General features: G+C 60.6%; 15 protein-coding genes and 2 riboswitches. Of the genes, 3 read left to right on the top strand and 12 right to left on the bottom strand.

The window, feature by feature from the left end; translation table 11 throughout:
* Positions 1 to 36: 36 nt before the first annotated feature.
* A riboswitch (glycine riboswitch) is annotated at positions 37 to 120 on the bottom strand.
* Positions 121 to 124: 4 nt separating this feature from the next.
* Positions 125 to 222, bottom strand: a riboswitch (glycine riboswitch).
* 159 nt (positions 223 to 381) lie between these two features.
* Positions 382 to 3498, bottom strand: coding sequence for an ATP-binding protein (locus KCX70_RS10755; RefSeq protein WP_212620163.1), 3117 nt, complete (start codon positions 3496 to 3498; stop codon positions 382 to 384).
* 273 nt (positions 3499 to 3771) lie between these two features.
* Here KCX70_RS10755 and KCX70_RS10750 point away from each other — a divergent pair, with 273 nt between their 5' ends.
* Positions 3772 to 4059, top strand: a complete 288-nt coding sequence (locus KCX70_RS10750; RefSeq protein ID WP_212620162.1) for a DUF1272 domain-containing protein — start codon at positions 3772 to 3774, stop codon at positions 4057 to 4059.
* Positions 4060 to 4069: 10 nt separating this feature from the next.
* Here the strand turns inward: KCX70_RS10750 and KCX70_RS10745 are convergent, their stop codons facing one another.
* The 11 genes from KCX70_RS10745 to KCX70_RS10690 all read right to left on the bottom strand — a co-directional run bounded on the left by KCX70_RS10745 (position 4070) and on the right by KCX70_RS10690 (position 17146).
* Positions 4070 to 4426, bottom strand: a complete 357-nt coding sequence (locus KCX70_RS10745; RefSeq protein WP_212620161.1) for a hypothetical protein — start codon at positions 4424 to 4426, stop codon at positions 4070 to 4072.
* A gap of 125 nt (positions 4427 to 4551) precedes the next feature.
* Entirely contained in the window at positions 4552 to 5958 is a 1407-nt protein-coding gene (locus tag KCX70_RS10740) for a DegQ family serine endoprotease (protein WP_212620160.1), read from the bottom strand.
* A gap of 843 nt (positions 5959 to 6801) precedes the next feature.
* The gene (locus KCX70_RS10735; RefSeq protein WP_212620159.1) at positions 6802 to 7446 is read right to left on the bottom strand and encodes a BRCT domain-containing protein; all 645 of its coding nucleotides are present in this window, start codon (positions 7444 to 7446) and stop codon (positions 6802 to 6804) included.
* Entirely contained in the window at positions 7439 to 9622 is a 2184-nt protein-coding gene (locus KCX70_RS23465) for a UvrD-helicase domain-containing protein (RefSeq protein WP_336512531.1), read from the bottom strand. The genes KCX70_RS10735 and KCX70_RS23465 overlap by 8 nt, the downstream gene beginning before the upstream one ends.
* Positions 9585 to 11657 (bottom strand): ATP-dependent nuclease, encoded by a 2073-nt coding sequence (locus tag KCX70_RS10720; RefSeq protein WP_212620158.1) that lies wholly within the window; start codon positions 11655 to 11657, stop codon positions 9585 to 9587. Before KCX70_RS10720 ends, KCX70_RS23465 begins: the two co-directional genes overlap by 38 nt.
* A 288-nt stretch (positions 11658 to 11945) precedes the next feature.
* Positions 11946 to 13217: a DUF2254 domain-containing protein gene (locus tag KCX70_RS10715; protein WP_212620157.1), complete on the bottom strand. Its 1272-nt coding sequence runs from the start codon at positions 13215 to 13217 to the stop codon at positions 11946 to 11948.
* 100 nt (positions 13218 to 13317) lie between these two features.
* Positions 13318 to 13989, bottom strand: a complete 672-nt coding sequence (locus KCX70_RS10710) for an HAD family hydrolase (RefSeq protein ID WP_212620156.1) — start codon at positions 13987 to 13989, stop codon at positions 13318 to 13320.
* Positions 13990 to 14749: 760 nt separating this feature from the next.
* Positions 14750 to 15223, bottom strand: coding sequence for a DoxX family protein (locus KCX70_RS10705; RefSeq protein WP_212620155.1), 474 nt, complete (start codon positions 15221 to 15223; stop codon positions 14750 to 14752).
* 1 nt (position 15224) lies between these two features.
* Positions 15225 to 16019, bottom strand: a complete 795-nt coding sequence (locus KCX70_RS10700; protein ID WP_102845976.1) for a DNA-binding domain-containing protein — start codon at positions 16017 to 16019, stop codon at positions 15225 to 15227.
* Positions 16016 to 16858, bottom strand: a complete 843-nt coding sequence (locus KCX70_RS10695) for a DUF692 domain-containing protein (protein WP_212620154.1) — start codon at positions 16856 to 16858, stop codon at positions 16016 to 16018. Before KCX70_RS10695 ends, KCX70_RS10700 begins: the two co-directional genes overlap by 4 nt.
* Before the next feature lie 15 nt (positions 16859 to 16873).
* Positions 16874 to 17146, bottom strand: a complete 273-nt coding sequence (locus KCX70_RS10690; RefSeq protein WP_021209752.1) for a DUF2282 domain-containing protein — start codon at positions 17144 to 17146, stop codon at positions 16874 to 16876.
* Positions 17147 to 17361: 215 nt separating this feature from the next.
* Here KCX70_RS10690 and KCX70_RS10685 point away from each other — a divergent pair, with 215 nt between their 5' ends.
* Together KCX70_RS10685 and KCX70_RS10680 are read left to right on the top strand one after the other, a co-directional pair.
* Entirely contained in the window at positions 17362 to 17928 is a 567-nt protein-coding gene (locus tag KCX70_RS10685) for a sigma-70 family RNA polymerase sigma factor (RefSeq protein ID WP_212620153.1), read from the top strand.
* Positions 17925 to 18566, top strand: coding sequence for a DUF1109 domain-containing protein (locus KCX70_RS10680; RefSeq protein ID WP_212620152.1), 642 nt, complete (start codon positions 17925 to 17927; stop codon positions 18564 to 18566). The genes KCX70_RS10685 and KCX70_RS10680 overlap by 4 nt, the downstream gene beginning before the upstream one ends.
* The last annotated feature ends 23 nt before the right edge of the window (positions 18567 to 18589 follow it).

Below are 18589 nucleotides of genomic sequence, written 5' to 3'. Positions count from 1 at the left end.
TTAGAGCCCGTCCGCAATAAGCGGATCGAGCGCCCCCTCTGTTCTGGACCTGAGAGTTTCATGGGCGGGGCCCACTTGCTCCTTCGGTGCACCGGACGACGACCCGGCGACTCTTCAGAGTTCACAAGCGATATCGGTCCTTTTGCCTGAGAGTTTCCGGGGCGGTTGCTCCTTCGGCGCTGCGTACGGCGAAGCCGAGGCAGTCTCTCCCGATATCACGCGCCGAGCGCTCAAAGCGCCCGACGGCTACAGCGTCGGCACTCAAGTGCCGAAATCCTTCGGTCTCGCCCGTATCGCAGAGGCGCGACACCCGACACCGAAACACTGCGACGTTTTACCGCAGTTGCTCGGCGGAAGATAGCCCGGCGTGCGAATCTCCGCTCAACCTCCTACCACGTCCACCAGACGCGAGATGTCCACCGGCTTGGTCAGGTGTATGTCGAAGCCCGCCGCCATGGCGTTCTCCTTGTCGCTAGGCTGCCCCCACCCGGTGATCGCCACCAGACGCACCTGCGCGTCTTCGGCACGGATCCTTCGCGCGACCTCATCGCCGCGCAGTCCCGGCATGCCGATGTCCAGCAGCACCACCTGCGGCTTGAGTTGCTGATAGCGCTCGAACGCCTCGGTGCCATCGTAAGCCAGAAAGACCTCATGTCCTTCGAGGCGCAGCACTTCGGCCATGATTTCGGCAATGTCCCGGTTGTCATCGGCGATGAGCACGCGCCGCGTATCTCGCATTACTTCCAGCGGCGCAGCGGGTTGCCATGCGGACGCCAGCGCCGGGAGCGCCGGCAGGCTCAGCCTGAATTCCGCGCCCTGGCCCAAGCCGGCGCTGCTGACGCGGATATCGCCGCCGTGCAGGTTGGCCAAGCCTTTCGCCAGCGCAAGACCGATGCCCAGTCCGGTATTTACCTGCGCATGAGTGGTGGGCACCTGAGCGAAACGTTCGAAGATGAGCTTGAGGTGTTGACGCGCGATGCCCTGCCCGTTGTCGCTCACCGAGACCACCGCCGTATCGTTCGCCAACGTGGCGCTGATGCGAATCCGCCCGCCCGGCTCGGTGAACTTGGCAGCATTGTTGAGCAGGTTGACCAGGATCTGCTCGAGCCGCAGCGGATCGGCCTCCAGTATCACCGGCTGCGCCGGCAGCTCGACGATCAGCTCGTGCTGCTTGGATTCGATCTTGGCGCGCGCTGTCTCGACCGCCGCCTCGATTACGGCGCCGAGATTCAGCGACTCCTTGCGCAGTACCAGCTTTCCGAGCGTGATCCGGGAGATATCGAACAGATCGTCCAACAGCAGCGCCATGTGCCGCACCTGCCGCTCGATGATCTGCTGGCTGCGCAGCTTCTGCGCTTCGGTTGCGCCAGGCGCGCCAAACAGGCCGGCAGCCAGGCGGATCGGCGCGAGCGGGTTGCGCAGCTCGTGTGCCAGGGTCGCGAGAAATTCGTCCTTGCGCCGGTCGGCCTCCAGGATCGCCTGTTCCTGGTGTTTTGCATCCGTCACGTCGGCAAACCAGACGGCGATGCTCTGATCGAACGGCGTCGCGACCAGGCGAACCCAGCGCTCGCCGCCAAACGCGGTGCTGCGCAGCTCGATGTCGTGCGGTTGCTGATGGGTGGCGACCGCTATGAGCGTTTCCAGCGCCTGGGCGTTCGCATCCGGCCCGAGCACGTCGGTCAGGCGCCGCCCGGTCAGCCCCGCAACCGTGCCGCGAAGCGCCGCCGCACCGGTCGCGTTGATGAACGACAGTCGAAAATCGGTCACTTGCCCCGACGCATCGTGAATGACCGAAACAATGCTGAACGGCACCGTCGAGGAATCCAGCGCGACCTGTAGGCGCTGCTCAAACATGCCGGCCTTGGTCTGCGCCCGCGCCCGATCGATGAAGACGGCAGCGAGGCCCGCCGCGAGGTCGGCCAGGCGTATCTCGCGATCGGTGGGCAATCGGGACTCTCGCAGATGCACGGTCAGAACGCCGAGCACACCGCCGTCGCTATGCCGGACGGGGGTCGCATGCAGCGAGCGAAAACCCTCGGCACGGGCAATCGGCACCAACCCGGCGAAACAGGGTGTGGCTTCGATATCGGCCACCGTCACCCGTTGCCCCTGGCGGACGGCGGCAACATCCACGCGTTGCTCGATTGGCAGCGCGCCCACTTGCTCCAGCGACGCCGGCGAAAAGCCTTTCGATGCATGGATCCGCAGCGCGTCCTCGCCCTCGCTTAGGGTCAGCAGGCCATGCTCGGCACCGTGCAGCTCGCACAGCACCTCGACGATGGTCTGCAATTGCGCATCCAACGTCGGCAATTGAAGCAACTGGTTGCCGAGCGCCTGCAACGCTTGCAGATCGCTGACTTGCTCGGTGAGGTCCTGCTGAGCAAGCTCCAGACGCGACAGCATGCTGTCGCGCTCGGCCTCACTCTCCCGTCGCGCCTGGGCGGCGGCCACAAGCGCGCGACCCACCTCGCGGAGTTCTTCGATTTCGCTCTCGGGCGCTTCATGCACCGACTGGCCACGGCCAATCGCCTGTGCCGCCCGACGCAGTTGGCGCATCGGCCCGTTGATCCGACGGGTCGCGAACAATGCCGCGGCGACCGCAAACAGCAGCGAGAGCAGCAGACCGCCGCCATAAAGCGTGAAGGCCCTGACGGCACCGGCCTGCACCACATCGGTGGGGACGCCGGTCGCCACCACCCATCGCGATGGGTAAAGCCGCACGAATGCGGTAAAGGCCGACACGCCTTCGATGGTCGTGCTCATGCCGGTGCCTTCTTCAGCCTTGTTCTTTTTTAGCAGTTCCACCAGCGTTGGGGATGCGGGTTGCCCCAACGTCTCGAGATGGCGCTGGGACCTGGCGATACGCAAGCCATTGGCATCCAGTACCGTGGTCACCCAACCCTCCGGTAAGCGGCGATTGCCGATAACGTCCGAGATGGCGCGCGGATCCAGCACAGCGGTCAGCACGTAGCGGACCTCTTCGCCCACCCGAACCGGCACACGCAAGGGAATTCCCCAGGACCCGCGCGGCCCCTGCCCCATGTTGCCAACCTGTGGCTCCTTCGTTCGCAACAGCTCGGCAAAACTGTCGGGCTCCGCAATCCCCCCGGCTACCGCGGCCTGCTGCAGCGAAACGCGGTGGAGTACCTCGCCGGTGGGCGCAATGATCAGGAATGAACTCCACCCCGGAACGGTGGGCAGCACGCGCCGCACCATTTCAGCGAAGCTGTCGATAGCCCCCTCTTCGAGCAACGACGACTGCGACAGGGCTTGCAGCACGTTCAAGGAGCGCACCAGCTCCAGCTCGATCGCCGTCGCAGCCAGGCGCGTTGCCTCCAGGCTGCGTTGCTTGGCCAGGTGCTTCTGGTCGCTGATGATCGATACCAGGCCAAGGCCCGCGACCAAAGCCAATGGCAGTATTCCAGCGAGCGCAATGGTCAGCAGGCGGCTGCGCAGCTGTACCGTGCGGGCCGGTTTCGCCCCACTTGCATGACTCAAAATAGCGTTACCTCCAGTGCCCCACCTGGATGGAAGCATGAAAATTGTCGGGCACGGGCACATGGGGCGCGATGCCGGTCGGGCCGTGTTCCGGGCGCCACAAAGAAGGTGCACGGCCGGATCGAAAGCGCTAGCTTAAGCGATTCGTAAAGACCATCCCTATACCGGAAAGCCCCGCCACCGTTACCTCTGGCCCCGAACCGGTTCATCGCACCCACTGGACCACGGCTGTGCCTGGAGATTCGGCCTGACACGCAAAATAAGGTAATCGACATGCTCGAGCTACGACCGGGTTGCGAATGTTGCGACATCGACCTGCCGCCACACTCACCCGACGCGGTGATCTGTTCGTTCGAATGCACGTTCTGTACGACATGCGCAAAAAACAAGCTCGACTTCATCTGCCCAAACTGCGGCGGTGAGTTGGTCGCGCGTCCACGCAGGCCCGCTGCCAAGCTGGCCAACAACCCCGCCTCCACCCAGCGCACTCATGCGCCGCATCGCTGCGTCCAGGCCGCCGGCAAGCCGTCATCGCCGGAGTCAACTGGCGAGCCGTCATGAACCGCAGCGGTTATTCGTCGCGTATGCAGGTCAGCAACGCATTGAGTGTGTCATCGCCGTATTCGCCACTCATCGTCAGCGACCCGCGCCCTTCTGGCGTAATGATCGTCACGGGCGTTGTGTCCAGGCCTGGCGAGGCCTCCGTCTCGCCCGGGTGGAGCTGGCAGGCCACCTTGAACCGCTCATGGTTGGTGATAAGCACCTGTACCCGCCCCGACTCTATGCCGGCCGCGACCTCATCCTGAAAATCATTGACCTGCACATCTACGTTCAGATCATTCAGCTCCCGTTCCAGCTCCAGGCCCAAGGGCGCGGCTATGGCTGCGGCCGGAAGCAGCAGTATCGTCAGCAGTCCTGCTCGAATCATGCGGATTTCCTCGCTCTGTTCGGCATATGGAACCCGTGTCCGCCGAGCGAGTTCGCCGCGATTCGCCGCGGCGGGCGCAACGAAGAAGGCCCGCACTGGGCGGGCCTTGTTCGAATCGGATTACCTTACTTCGGTAGTTTGAAGGTAATGAAGCTCGCCCGTCCGTCACGCAGAACACGCATCGACACGGAGCGGTTCTTCGGCAGCGCCTTGACCACCTTGGTGAAGGTTTTGACCGAGTTGATCGCCTCATTGTTGAGGTGCGTGATGACATCGCCCGGACGCAGGCCAATCATTGCCGCAGGCCCCTGGCTGACTTCCCTGATGACCACCCCGCCGCTGATTTCGAGCGCCTGACGCTGCGCATCGGTCAGTTCGGTCACGGACACGCCCAAGCGGTTGTCGCTGCTCGTTGCGCCGCCCTGGCCGCCAGCGGAAGCCAGCAGATCGCCCTCTTCGGGCAGAGCACCGATCTCCAGCGTCAGCGTCTTGCGGTCGCCATCACGAACCACCTCCAACTTGGCCTTGCTACCCGGCTTCATCGCCCCGATCAGATGCGGCAGATCGCCGGACATGTCGATTGCCTGGCCGTTGACGCTCAGGATCACGTCGCCGACCTTCAGGCCGCCCTTGGCTGCCGGACCGCTGTCCATGACCTGCGCCACGAGCGCACCGGCCGGACGCTCGAGCCCGAACGACTCGGCCAGGTCCTTGTTCACTTCCTGAATGACCACACCGAGCCAACCGCGGCTGACCTTGCCGTCTTCACGCAGTTGCTTGGCCACGTCCATGGCGACATCGATCGGGATCGCGAACGACAGCCCCATGAAGCCACCGGAACGGGTGAATATCTGCGAGTTGATGCCGACCACCTCGCCGTTCAGGTTGAACAGCGGGCCGCCCGAGTTGCCCGGGTTGATCGCTACGTCCGTCTGAATGAAGGGCACATAGCTCTCGTTCGGCAGGCTACGCCCAGTCGCGCTGACCACCCCAGCGGTAACCGTGTGATCGAAGCCGAACGGCGAACCGATGGCCACGACCCACTCCCCCGCTTTCAACTTCTCGGAATTGCCGATCTTCACGATGGGCAGATCGTCTCCATCGATTTTCAGCAACGCCACGTCACTGCGCGGATCGGCGCCGACCAGCTTGGCCTGCTGCTCGCTACGATCAGGCAACCGCACCATGATCTCATCGGCATCAGCGACCACGTGGTTGTTGGTCAGGATGTAGCCATCTTCGGAAATGATGAAGCCCGAGCCCAGGGACTGCACCTCGCGCTGACGATCCGGCTGTTGCGGCATACCGCGCTCGAAGAAGTCACGGAACATGGGGGGTATGCCTTCCAGATCAGGCATCTGCACCGGCCCGCCGCGTACGGGCGTGGTCTGCTTGGTGCTGATATTGACCACCGCCGGCGAGGCACTCTCGACCAGCGGCGTGAAGTCCGGCAGTTCGGCATGAGCGACAAGCGTCTGCGCCAGCAACGCAACGCCCGCCACGACAGCCAGGAAATTTTTTTGAACGATCATGGTGACGCATCTCCCCACGAATTGTTAAACCGACCTGCTTTCGCACGATGCCAAAGTCTAGGTAAAAAAGCAGCGGACCACCGCGGCTGCAACAGCTGTCAACTCGACAACCCGGCCGCGGCGGATCCACCCAATGGAGCCGGCTATTCCATCAGCCAGGAAATAACTGTACGCCGCTAACGGTCAGCTTCGTGTGAAGCGGACGTAAAGGGAAAGTAAGGTTTTGGTTGCTACCGGGTCGATAGGTTTCGATCGTGAGCGAGCGGAGCCGGTCAACAGATGACTGTTGTAATCCGGCTGAGTTAACCCATAGCTGCCGATCATGACTGGCGGGAATCGGCCAGAAGCGGTCATCAGATTCGTTAATGCATCCAGCTCACATGCGTTGACCGGCAGCCCAGGCAGCTTCGAATTTAGCTCGGAGTTTGGCCTCGTTAGCCTCGCAGACCTTCGCCATGCGCTGGGATGCTGGAGTCTGACAGCGTTGTGTCGGTGTGAAGAATTTGGACCACGCATCTTCCCTCCGCCTCTCTTCAATTGCAGCTTTTGCAAGCACTGCTGCAAGTCTGCGATCTACCTCGGCTTGTCGATGAGTAGCCTCTAGGCGGGCCGCGACCTCTTCGGGGGACGGTTGGTGAGCCACTGGTAGTTGAGGTACGAGATTACGCTGCAGATGTTGCTCTATGCGGGCTAAATCGCGCTCTAGCCTGTACTCGGCTCTGTGGATACGCAGGTGATAAAAGTCAGCGCAGTGATCACCGTGCATACAGCTCCAATTGCCCAGTGAGCAAAGGATTTCGGTCTACGTCTGCCCATCTATCAGCTTCCCTGGGTCTTCGCTTACTACCCGAACACTGCCTTTTGCCAATGTTCCTCACTCACGATGGCGATCGGTGCACCGGCGTCGCGAAGTTCGACGGCTTTTTTAATCTTGGTTCCATAAGTGCCGTGCAACCATTGGTCATTACCAACAGTACCTATCACCAAGTAGTGGATCTTCTTACTTACGCCGGAGCCAATCTGCCCGCCACGGGCGATGACCAGAGATTCGCAGTCCTTGCGCGGACCATAGGCCATAACGCCGGTGAAGACGAACAGCCGACCATTCCACTCCAATTCTGGCACAGGCCTGCAGAGCGGCAGATCAGTGGGTGAATTAAAGGCGTTATTGGTGACGCTGAGCCCAACTGCACTCAGACCAGCAAAACTACGCAGTGTGGAGAGCAGTTCAACTGACTCCTCTGCATCGAGCACGCCATCAGCGAGCATGTCGGAGAGACGACGGTATAGGAGGTTAATTACCGGATCCTCCAGGTGAGCGAGATTGGTGGCGATCCAGCTCTCTAGAAATTCAGCCTCCTGCTGATTTATCTGCCCATCTGCAGCGATGCCGGCCGCAAGGCCGATCAGTGCGTCAACCGAGCGCTTGTCGATACGGGCTTGATGGAACATTCGACTGTTTTGAAATTCCCTGTGCAGATCAACCATTCGCATCCTCCTCTTCTGGACTGTTCTGCTGATCGGCCAGCTTGGTCAGATCGGAGGTGAAGGTGACGAGCATTCCTGTGGTTGAGCAGCTCATTGTGAGCTCGGCCTCCAGATCGACACTGAGATCATCACCTCTTAAGCCTTGCCATTGAGCCAGGTACTGAAGGGCACCGAACTTTTCTCTCTTCTTCAAGGCGCGGGAGACCCCACCTTTCCAGTGCAGAGGAGGCAGGGCACCGCTTCTGCATCGCTCGGCTAGATCAGAATCTTGACGGGCGAGGGCACGGCCAATTTCCCAGCACTTTATGAGGCCTCGGTCAGGGCCTTGCCAAATCTGCTCCCAGCTAAGTGCTTGGCGATCAGGCTCTGAGAAGGAACGCTGAATAACCCGAGGGGCAGGCTCTGCAGGAAGCGACACAACATCCTCGGCACCAAACCACTCAGTTAGCTTCCTCAATGCGCTAGGACTCAGTAGCTGTGTGAAAAGAAGTGCGAGGCGGACCTTGGGACGAGAGCAAGCGACGTAGAACAAGTTTCGGTTGCTCTCGAACTTATCGAGCCGATCGGCTGGCGGACCGGTATCAATCCACTCGAGCATCTCCACAAAGTTGTACTTATTCCAGCCGCGCCCCAAGACAACAATTACGTTCTCAAATTCCGCCCCTTTGACCCCATGCTTGGTAGCAAACGGAGTGTGTCCATCGATAAAGCGATCTAGCGCAATCAGCTCGGTATATCGTACGGCACGAAGCTTACGAAGCTGGGTAACCCTCCGTGGCTCATCCTCCACAGGCTCCTCCCCAACCTCGCTCAATTTCTGCTCATTTCGCAGAATCGCCTCAGGGAGCTGCAGTAGGGGGATTGTCCGCAAGTAGTCAATGACGTCACCGACGGTACCGGTCAGCCGGAGATTACTAAGGTGCTCCATCGCCTGAGACCAAGCAATTTTGTCCTGGTGACGATGTATTGTTGGTCTATCGCTAGCAAAAAAAACAAACATCTCGCCGAATTTACGCCCGGCGTATGCAGCACATGCTGGCTCTAGCTGGTCAGTCAGAAATTTGATGTGCGGATCTTCTTTCTTCAGCCACGCACCGTTGTACTGCCCATAGATGGGAGGAATGGATGCATAGCCCTGCTCACGAGCAATTCCATTGTGATTCAAGATCAAGATCTTCGTTTTCTCTGGCGAAAAATCCCATCCTTCTGTGCGGAGGCGGCTTTTTAGGTAAACGAAGTAGGCTCGCGCAGCGTCGGCACTGGTATCGCCCGTCCAATGCCCTCCCCCTTGCGCAGTGCGCCGAATGCCTGGCCAAAGATTCGTATGGAAGACACGAGCTTCACCAATGAGCCCAGGATCACTGACCATCTGAGGCAGCGCTGGTCGCATGTTATTGAGAACACCGACTATTCGAGCAGCTGAACGGAAGTTCGCATTTTTTTCGATGGGTTGAAGTCCGTCGTGCACAACAAGGCCGCAACCATCACCATAGATTTTCTGCCAGTGATCACCGAACAGGCCAAGCATGGGCCCTTCGCCCTGATCCAAGAATCTAGCTCTGATGGCGCCAAAAAACTGCTCATCAGTGTCCTGATACTCGTCGATTAGGAGGACGGGATATCGAGAGACAAAGATCGCCCTGAATTTAGGGAAAGCGAGGGCTTGAATCATTAGGGTGAGCACATCCTCGTGCCGAATGGAGACTTCTTCATCCGAAATACGGGGAATCCCCATCTCGTAGTGAATCCGTCGCCCACCAATACCCCCAATTGGATATAAGCGCTCGCGCCAGTATTCCTGCTCGCCGAGAAAGCCTCTCAAGCTAGCTTGGAAATCCTTGAGTAATGACCAACAGAAACCATGCACAGTCTCTGCGCGAATCGCAGGGTGTGCCTGGAAGCGAGAGATAATCTCGTCCTTCGCGACGTTCGTATAAGTGATACAAGCGACCTGCTGGCGCTGACGTATCAAATCAGCCCCCCGATTGTCGATCAGCCGACTAAGTGCCCTTTCCAGAGAGTACGTTTTTCCAGCACCTGCCCCTGCTTCAAGCCGGAAGCTCTGCCCCCCATCTAGGCATGCATACATCTGCTCCAATGCCCGACGGCCAGCTTCGTTGGCGGGACTCTCCTCTCGATTAGGCATTTTTCTCGCCCCCGACAGTAGCGAGCTCAAGTCCAACCACCTTGGTCACCTCTGCCAGAGCGGCGGCAGGCAAAACTTCAGCCGCTGGTTCGACTGCTGCCAACCAGCGAAGTCCCTCTGAGATATATCGCGGCACCACCCAGTCCGTAACCTCGATGGCATGAGAAAGTGCGAACGTCGACTTTTTTTGATCAGCCGCGTACTCATAAGCGAGGGTTGCCGCATCACCCTCCCCTAGAGCAAAGCGGTCGTAGTTAGCTAGGACGAAGGCATCCTCAAAGCTTCTTGCCGATGGCCCACCATCAACCTCGGGAATCTGATAAGCAAGTCGCCTGATCCCGATGATTTTTTCTATCTGCTTCTTCGACAGCAGTTGTACAGGAGTCACGGCGGGATCGAACCATTCCTTGATACATCCATTGCTTGTGAACACCCCCTCTGCCACCGGGCAAGCCTTACGCTTTCCGTCCGCATTAGGTTTCACCGAATCGATATCGGTGATTATCAGTGTGCGTAGTTCAAGGAAGGTCAGTAGGTTGAAGAAGCGGTGGGCATACGCGCCTCCCACCTCCATCACTGTCAGATATTGACTGGCGAGTTGAGGTTCGCCGGGAGCAGCAGCATCGACTTTGGCGATCATTGCAGGCAGTAGAAGCCTTTCAGACGTGCCCTCAATCAAAATGGCCTTATCAGCAAAGAAGAGATCGCAGCGCGTGAGTGTCAGGTACTGATAAAGGAAGTCGCGATCAGGTTCGGGGGCGCCGCCCATTCCATTACGTAGGTCTTTGACCTTGGACTCTCTGGTACCGTTGGCGTCGGTCACAGACAGAAAATACCTCATGGTTTCGAAGCGAGCTTCGTTTGCCATGTGCGGTGAATGCGTTGAAATTACAAACTGAACTGGCCATGGCCGGCCGTCATTTAGCTGCTGCTCGAAAGCGCTTTTTATCAAATGCAGCTGACGGATAAAGACCTCCTGCATCTGGGGATGCAGATGGGCCTCAGGCTCTTCAATGAATATTAGGTGAACGCTTGCCGCCGCTGGTGCAGCTTGAAACTCTCGGAAGAACTTCAGCAGTTGGAGGAGGATATAGACCAGGTTGCGGACGCCCAACCCGTTGTAACTCTCTGGCAGCGTCAAGCCGTTCACGCCGCGATACCTGACCTGAGTGTGGTCCTTAAGCAGTCGCTCAACATCGAAGGTTGTCTCCGTAGTGAGCCCTGGGTCATCCAGCCCTGGGTAACCGAACAGCTCGAAGGTGGGAAACAGTGACGTCAGCCCAGTATTGAAGCCCTCATGCAGCTCCTTCTGAATGTTTTCCACTGCCTCCTGAAGCTGCTCCGCGGTGGAGCGCTTTTCAGGATCAACTGGATCGGTCAAAGCTGACTGAAATAGAACCTCGACCACCTTTCCCAAGACATCCCGCTCACGATGAGTGTCATCATCAAGGCCACGTTGAGCGTTGATGAATCCGCCTCTCACCAAAGTTGTAAGCGTCTTCAGATCGAGGGCCTTCCGATTGCTCGAGTCATTGGGATCCATTGCCGCCAGACCTGCCTCATAAGACGCCCCAAGTCGATTTTTTATCGCTCGAAAGAATTCAGCGCGCTGGCCTTCTGGCTCCCCGCCTAGAGGTTCTAGGTCAGCAAAGAGGGAATCAATTGCTGTAGCTTTCGGCCCATAAGTGAGCACCACCCGAGCGAAAGTACATGCCGGATCCAAATCTATAATGCATTCGCTCAGAGGCCCCAGATCTGGTGCATCAACGTCATATGCGATGTCCAGCGTCACACTAACGACTGGGAGTAGCGCAGCAACGTCTGAACGAGATGAGCCAGTATGCAGCGAGGTAAATGCGGTCCAGAACTGCTCATGGCAGCCCAGTGAGAAATCCTCCAGCCGGAAGGAAGGACTTTTATCGGAGAGGAGCCGCCTAAAGACCTCTGCGATAGAGGTCTTACCACAATTGTTACGGCCGACAATTAGGGTTGTATGGGCTTCCAGCCCAAGGCTTACATCACGGAGCAATCTGAAATTCTTTATCTCAACGGACTTGATCTGCATGATTTCCCTATCCTGAAGGCCTATTGCCATCACTGTAAGGGCAAATCTGCTACGCCACAACCGAGAGGGAGCAGCATGGCATGAGGGGCTGCTTCTGGCCGATTGCAGCCGGTCGGGGAAGCTTCGTAGTCGCCCCGCCGGACAGCCACGTTGGCGACATCTAAGCAGGCCGTCGAAAAATGCTGGGCAACGACAGCCGAAAAAGGGGAATTCACGCGCTGTAGACAAAACGTGTTAATCGAACTGGGGCCAAGGCCTTCTCACCCCGTGTCGGCAACCGGTGCCTGTTCACCGCCCCGCTAGCCCCTTATCCGACACACCAGCATCAACCGCAGCATCTCGTACACGCTGCCAATCTTCCGGCAAGGTGAGCGCTGTTTCAGCCCGTTTAAGCGCCAGTTCAGCCTGCCGATGGGCCGCGACCATAAGAGCTGCGTCGCCAAGCCGTCCCAGCGATGCCAGTGCCTGTTGCAGGCACAGCCCTACTTCGACGATCGCCGCGCCGTCGCGGGCGATCGGGGTGAAGAAATCATCCAGCATGTCCGCCACGCTCAGTGCCGGAGCGAATACGCGCTCGTATTTTGGGGCTTCGGGTGAGGCGCGTCGGCACAGGTGCGACAGCACGCGAACGCCGCGGCCGATGACGTCGATGGCGGTGCCCTGGTCGTTGATGCCGGGCGACAGGGCGCGAGAGGCGATTTCAGCCATTACGGTCATGCCGAAACGCGGGTCGCGTTCGAAGGTCCGTTGCGCGCCGATGACGAAGGCGTTGCGCAGCGCGCCGTCACATTCCTCCTCGATGCCGATGGACCAGGCGATTGGCTGAGTGGGTTCCACGAATACGCCTGGCAGCACGCAGATGTAGACCGAACAGTGTTCCGACCCGGTCAAGCCACCCAGCGCAGGCATGTCGATGTGCTGCACGAAGCCGAACTTGTCGGCGTACAAGGGCCGCGCGCCGGGCAGGCCCCGGGGATCCACTTCGAGCGGGCTGCCGCCCAGGTAGGGTTGGTCCATGCGTTGGCACAGCGCTTGCGTCGCCGCGCGTTCGACCCGGGCGGTGGTTTCCGCGACCCGGCCCAGCCCGGACAACTGATCGATCCAGCGCAACAAAGCGTAAACCACCAGTACGACGACGATGATCGTGGCCGCGAACAACACCACCCGCCCTTGCGCGCCATAAAGCCCCGTGCTCAACGCGATAATGCCGACCAGGCTGAAGATGAACGAACCGATGAACGTCGACAGGGTATTTTGCGTGGTGGGGTCTTCCACCAGCAGGGAGATGGCCCGCGGGGTGACGTTGCTGGTCGCTGAACCGTAGGCCGCAACCATGATGCTCAACGAGAAAGTGGTCACCGCGAGCATGCTCGAAGCCAGCACGTTGAGGATGTTGTCGACCGCATCCGAACCGATCTTGGTGGGCATGTCGTATGGGATGTAAGGCGCCACCGCCAGGGCCACCAACGCAGTCGCTATACCCAGGACAGAGAACAGGCTGGCCCTGAACCAGGGCCGCTTGCTGATACGGATGAGAAACCACTTCCAGCGCTGGACCATCTGCTACTCACTTCCACAGGTTTCAGTACAGACAAGATCAAGCTCAGGCCGTGCGCACGGTCGAAGACCTTCGTTGCCTTTAATCACTGCGCTGGGGCATTCAATGCCCCAGCAAACGAGCAACCGTCGCCGGCAGGTCGCGCATGTTGCTGATGACCGCCGATACACCCAGCTCATGCAGCGCCTGGTCGTGGCCGGCCGGAATATGGCTGGCGCCGGTGAAACCGATCACCTGCATACCGGCGGTGCGCGCCGCCAGTACGCCGGTCGGGCTGTCCTCGACCACCAGACAATGCCCGGGCGCCACGCCCATGCGCTCGGCGGCCAGCAGATAGACATCCGGAGCGGGTTTGGGCGAGGCCACCATTTCCGCACAGAAGATGTTCCCCGCCACGCGCTCGGTCAGCCCGGCGCGGCGCAGCGAAGCCTCGACGTTGTGCAGGCGGCTGTTGGACGCAACGGCCAGCGGCAGATCGATGGCATACAGCGCGTCACGTACGCCAGGGATCGCCTGGACTTCTTCGGCGACCACTTTCTCGCTATGCCGCCGCAGGTCCTCGTCGAATGTCGAGGGCATCTTCAGGTCGAAGCGCTTTTCGATGAGGTCGATGATGCTCGGCACCGTCAGGCCGAAGGTCCCTTCGAGGGCTTCGCCCAGCCGGTCAGCCGGAACATGGAGGCTCAGTGCCTCGAACAGCACACGGTGGCTGATGATTTCGCTGTCGACGATCACGCCATCGCAATCGCTGATGAGCAGGTCAATAGTGGCCATCGGGTCTCCTGGTGATGAAATGCGCGGCAACGGCGCGACGCCTCCAATGCGCGGACAGGCCTTGGACTGCAACCGGCCCGTCGAGTTTTATGTAGGAGCAGGTTCTACCTGCGAAAAGGGCCGCGACGCACCGGCTGACCACGGGTCGCAGGCAGAGCCTGCTCCTACAGGGTGGCGGTTTTTGTGTAGGAGCAGGTTTTACCTGCGAACAGGGTCGCGATGCACCGGCTGAACATCGGGTCGCAGGCAGAGCCTGCTCCTACACGGTTTTATGTAGGAGCAGGCTCTACCTGCGAACAGGGCCGCGACGCACCGGCTGAACCACGGGTCGCAGGCAGAGCCTGCTCCTACAGGGGCAGAGGTTTATGTAGGAGCAGGTTCTACCTGCGAAAAGGGCCACGACGCACCGGCTGAACATCGGGTCGCAGGCAGAGCCTGCTCCTACAGGGTGGCGGTTTATGTAGGAGCAGGTTCTACCTGCGAACAGGGCCGCGACGCACCGGCTGAACCACGGGTCGCAGGCAGAGCCTGCTCCTACAGGGTGGCGGTTTTGTGTAGGAGCAGGTTCTACCTGCAAACAGGACCGTGACGCACCGGCTGAACCTCGGGTCGCAGGCAGAGCCTGCTCCTACAGGGCAGAGGTTTTTATGTAGGAGCAGGTTCTACCTGCGAAAAGGGCCGCCGCGACGCACCGGCTGAACCTCGGGTCGCAGGCAGAGCCTGCTCCTACAGGGCGGCGGAGCCCGTTCACCCGCACGGCTCAGCGAATCCCCAACAGGCGGTCCAGCGACCACCAGCCGGCGCCGCGGCCGATCACGACCAGCATCAGGCCGATCCAGGTCAAGTGAGTCGGCCAGGCATCTGGATAGACGAATACCTGAATCACCAGCGTCATCCCCAACAGCGCCAGCGCCGATAGCCGCGCCAGCAGGCCCAGCACCAGCAGCAGGGGAAACAGGTGCTCGGCGTAGGTCGCCAGGTGCGCCGCCAGGTGGGGCGAAAGTAGCGGCAACGCGTATTCGGTCTCGAACAGGTCGTAGGTGCCCGGTTTGATGGTCAATAGGCCGCTGACCTTGGTCCGGCCGGAATAGAAGAACACGGCGGCAATCGCGAGGCGCGCGACCAGCGACAAGCTGGAGTCGCTGATAACCGTCTGCAGCCAGCCGGCGGTCCGATTCCAATGTTGAAGCAACCGCGGCTGAGCGGTGGATGAGATGCTGTGTGGCCTGTCCATTTCAATCGCCTCCATGGTTCGTCAGTTCGCTGGGCTCAGCGGCAAAAACACCGGCCGCGAACAGGCGTGCCAGCAGGTCGTTGAAGTCCAGATCGGGTTGAGCTTGCAGTGCCAGCGCCGAGGCTTCGTCCAGCCTGCGTTGCGCCGCGCACGCATCGAGGAACGCATAGCCGCCGGCACTCAACGGCTGCCAGACGACGCGGCCATCTCGGCGGCACAGCAGCGCGCCTTCGCCTTGCCAAACGAGATCGCGAGGCACGTCCAGCTGCTCCCGGTTGCAACGCCAGATGGTGAAGACGGGCAATGCGAACCACTGCCAGCGTGCCGCAGCGCATGGCTTGAGGCGCAGCTCGGCGAGCTTTTCCGGCGCCTGCGCGGCGAATGCAGCCAAGGTCAGCCGCGGTTGCTCCGCCGCGCTGAACGCTTCGATCCAGAGTCGATCGAGGTGCGCCACGCCGGCGAGATAAGGCAACTCCCGTGCAGGTTCGAAGGTCTGCAGAAAGTCCGCGAAGTCGGCGCCGTACTCGATGAGCTGCGCCAGTACCGGAGGCGAACGCCGGGCATGAATGGCGGCCGCGGCGGCGAACCACTCGGCGCCGACCAGCCGCTCCACCGTCGGGAAGTTGGCCCGCAGCGCATCCACGCAGCCTTTCATCACGGTGTTGCGATACACCGCGAAGCCCGGCTGAGCCGTGAGCGTCGCGATCAATCTATCCGCTTCGTCTAACGCTGCCGGCTCGACACCCTGCAGGGCATCGACGAAGGCGTCCTGAAATCGTCCCAACGAAAGGCTCATACCGCCCTCCTCTGGCCATCGAGCAGGCGCTGCGCGCAATCACGCTCGCCCAGCAAGTCTGCGAAAGCTGGCAACTGATCGTCGCGTTCGATAAGCGTCGGCCGTGCACCGATGCGTTCGATCAGTCGTTGGTACAAGGCCCAGACAGCCGCGGTGATCGGCGCGTCGTGGGAGTCGATCAGCAACGCTGAATCGCTTTGCGGGTCCTCGCTGTGCCCGGCCAGATGCACCTCGAGTACCGCTTGAGCGGGAAATCGATCGACATAGGCGTGCGCATCGAAGCCAAGGTTATGTGCGCTGACGTAGACGTTGTTGATGTCCAGCAGCAGGCCGCAGCCACTGCGTTTGGCCAGCTCGCCGAGAAAGTCGATCTCGTCCCACTCGTGCCCCTCGATGCGCAGGTAATGGCTGGGGTTCTCGACGGCGATCTGTCGTCCAAGCAGCTCCTGGGTGCGCTGAACGTTAGCGACGATCCGCGCGAGCGCGGCATCGGTGCGAGGAAACGGCAACAGATCGGGATGGTACTGACCTCGCCAGGCGGACCAGGCAAGGTGTTCCGAAATTAAGGTTGGCCGAACCCGTTCGGCCAGGGTTTTGAGGCGTTGCAGGTGCAGCTCGTCCGGCGGGCAGTCCGCCGCCAGCGACAGCGACACGCCGTGCAGCGACAACGGGTGCCGCTCGCCGACCGCCTCCAGCCAGGCCAGACGAGGGCCGCCGCTGAGCATGTAGTTCTCTGGATGCACCTCGAACCAGAGCCCGGAGGCGGTACATGCATGCGCCGCCTCGTAGTACTCCGGCTTGAGACTGAGGCCGGCACCCAGCTGAGCTGACATGTTCATCGGCAGCCTACGCAATCAGGATTCGATCGGAGTCAGCGAGCCCTTGCCCTTGGGCGTCTCGATCGAGGTGCAGGTGCCGGCCGGAACGTTCTTCCACGCGTTGCCCTGGTAGTCCATTTTCGACGTGCCAGCGCAGCTTGTTCCGGCGCCCGCTTTGCAATCGTTCTGCCCGGCGAGTGCGACGCCATAGCATTTCTCCATGGCGCCTTCGGTTTTTTCGGCAGCCGTTACACCGGCGGCAAGGGAAGCAAGCGCAACGGCAGCAGCGGTAAGAGCGAGAGTGTTCATGTGATTCTCCGTGGGGGTCGCAATGCGGCCAGCGGATTTGCCGGCCACTCAATCGATAGTTCGCAAGGTGTGGGGCAACGGTTACAGGCGGTGAAAAATATTTTTGAGATTTCTTTCGGGCCGCCCTACCGTAGCGACGCCCCAGCCTGATGGCTCACCGAGCCCAGAGAAATTGCCGTAGCAAAAATTCTCTCCCCTTGTAACCAGAGCGCCCGATGGAACGAACTACCCACCATGAGGCATTGAAGGCGCGCGAAACCCGCCTGCAAGCACTGCTGTTGCGAGGACTGGAGGGTGACGAGGCGTCTTATCGGCAGTTCCTGACATTGCTCGGTGCGCATCTGCGCAGCTATCTCAGGCGTCGGCTGCACTCGGCAGACGTCGAGGACCTGCTGCAGGAAGCCTTGCTGGCGGTGCATAACGCGCGGCACACCTATCGCGCCGATCAGCCGCTGACCGCCTGGGTACAGGCCATCGCACGCTACAAGCTGATGGACTATTTCCGCGCCCATGCGCGACATGACGCGCTCAACGACCCGCTGGACGACGACGCGATGCTGCTTGCCGATGAGGACAACCAGGCCGAGCAGGCACAGCGCGATCTGACCCAGTTGCTCGAACAATTGCCGGACAAACAGCGCCTGCCGATTCTTTACGTGAAGCTGCAGGGGCTATCGGTGAGCGAGACCGCCACACTGACGGGCCTGTCCGTATCAGCCGTCAAGGTCGGCGTGCACCGCGGTTTGAAGACGCTCGCCGCCCTGATTAGAGGTTCCCGATGAAGACCGATGACCTGATTTCCATGCTTGCCAGCAACGTGCCGCCGGTCGAACCCCAGGTCGTCGCCAAGCGCTTCAGCCTCGCCGTGGTGATCGGCCTGCTTCTCGCTTTGCTGGTATTGCTGACGTTTTTTGGTCTGCGACCGGATCTGGCCGAGATTGCAGCCACCCCGCTGTTCTGGGGCAAATTGGCGCTGCCGGCTTCGCTGCTCGGCGGCGCTCTGATGATGACCACCCGCCTCTCTCGGCCCGGCATGCGCGCTGGTGGCAGCTGGGCGGCGATCGGCCTGCCGGTGCTCGTCGTGTGGTTGGCGGCAGCGGGGCTGCTGGCCAGCGTGTCGGCCGATAGCCGCTGGGCGTTGGTACTCGGCAATACCTGGCGAAGCTGCCCGATCAATATCGCCGTGCTTTCGATACCGGCGTTCTTCACCGTGTTCTGGGCCATGCGCGGACTGGCGCCAACCCGGTTGCGCCTGGCCGGGGCGGCAAGCGGCCTGTTGGCAGGCTCGATGGCGACGCTGGCCTACAGCCTGCACTGCCCGGAGATGAGCGTGGCCTTCTGGGCGGTCTGGTACGTGCTGGGCATGCTGGTACCTACGGCGATCGGTGCCTTGCTGGGGCCGCGCCTGCTGCGCTGGTAAGCCGCTACAACGCGCATTTCATT

Origin of the sequence: Stutzerimonas stutzeri (genome assembly GCF_018138085.1) — a bacterium.
GTDB classification, from domain to species: Bacteria; Pseudomonadota; Gammaproteobacteria; order Pseudomonadales; family Pseudomonadaceae; genus Stutzerimonas; species Stutzerimonas stutzeri_AI.
The sequence above is the reverse complement of the archived record's forward strand: the minus strand, read 5'-3'. Positions and strand labels throughout refer to the sequence as shown.

Excerpts from the sequence above, each read along its gene's own strand:
- KCX70_RS10710 (WP_212620156.1), bottom strand. The coding sequence starts at position 13,989 with ATGGCCACTATTGACCTGCTCATCAGCGATTGCGATGGCGTGATCGTC.
- KCX70_RS10720 (WP_212620158.1), bottom strand. The coding sequence starts at position 11,657 with ATGCAGATCAAGTCCGTTGAGATAAAGAATTTCAGATTGCTCCGTGAT.
- KCX70_RS10715 (WP_212620157.1), bottom strand. The coding sequence starts at position 13,217 with ATGGTCCAGCGCTGGAAGTGGTTTCTCATCCGTATCAGCAAGCGGCCC.
- KCX70_RS10705 (WP_212620155.1), bottom strand. The coding sequence starts at position 15,223 with ATGGACAGGCCACACAGCATCTCATCCACCGCTCAGCCGCGGTTGCTT.
- KCX70_RS10700 (WP_102845976.1), bottom strand. The coding sequence starts at position 16,019 with ATGAGCCTTTCGTTGGGACGATTTCAGGACGCCTTCGTCGATGCCCTG.
- KCX70_RS10680 (WP_212620152.1), top strand. The coding sequence starts at position 17,925 with ATGAAGACCGATGACCTGATTTCCATGCTTGCCAGCAACGTGCCGCCG.
- KCX70_RS10750 (WP_212620162.1), top strand. The coding sequence starts at position 3,772 with ATGCTCGAGCTACGACCGGGTTGCGAATGTTGCGACATCGACCTGCCG.
- KCX70_RS10695 (WP_212620154.1), bottom strand. The coding sequence starts at position 16,858 with ATGAACATGTCAGCTCAGCTGGGTGCCGGCCTCAGTCTCAAGCCGGAG.
- KCX70_RS10685 (WP_212620153.1), top strand. The coding sequence starts at position 17,362 with ATGGAACGAACTACCCACCATGAGGCATTGAAGGCGCGCGAAACCCGC.
- KCX70_RS10740 (WP_212620160.1), bottom strand. The coding sequence starts at position 5,958 with ATGATCGTTCAAAAAAATTTCCTGGCTGTCGTGGCGGGCGTTGCGTTG.
- KCX70_RS10745 (WP_212620161.1), bottom strand. The coding sequence starts at position 4,426 with ATGATTCGAGCAGGACTGCTGACGATACTGCTGCTTCCGGCCGCAGCC.
- KCX70_RS10735 (WP_212620159.1), bottom strand. The coding sequence starts at position 7,446 with ATGGTTGATCTGCACAGGGAATTTCAAAACAGTCGAATGTTCCATCAA.
- KCX70_RS10690 (WP_021209752.1), bottom strand. The coding sequence starts at position 17,146 with ATGAACACTCTCGCTCTTACCGCTGCTGCCGTTGCGCTTGCTTCCCTT.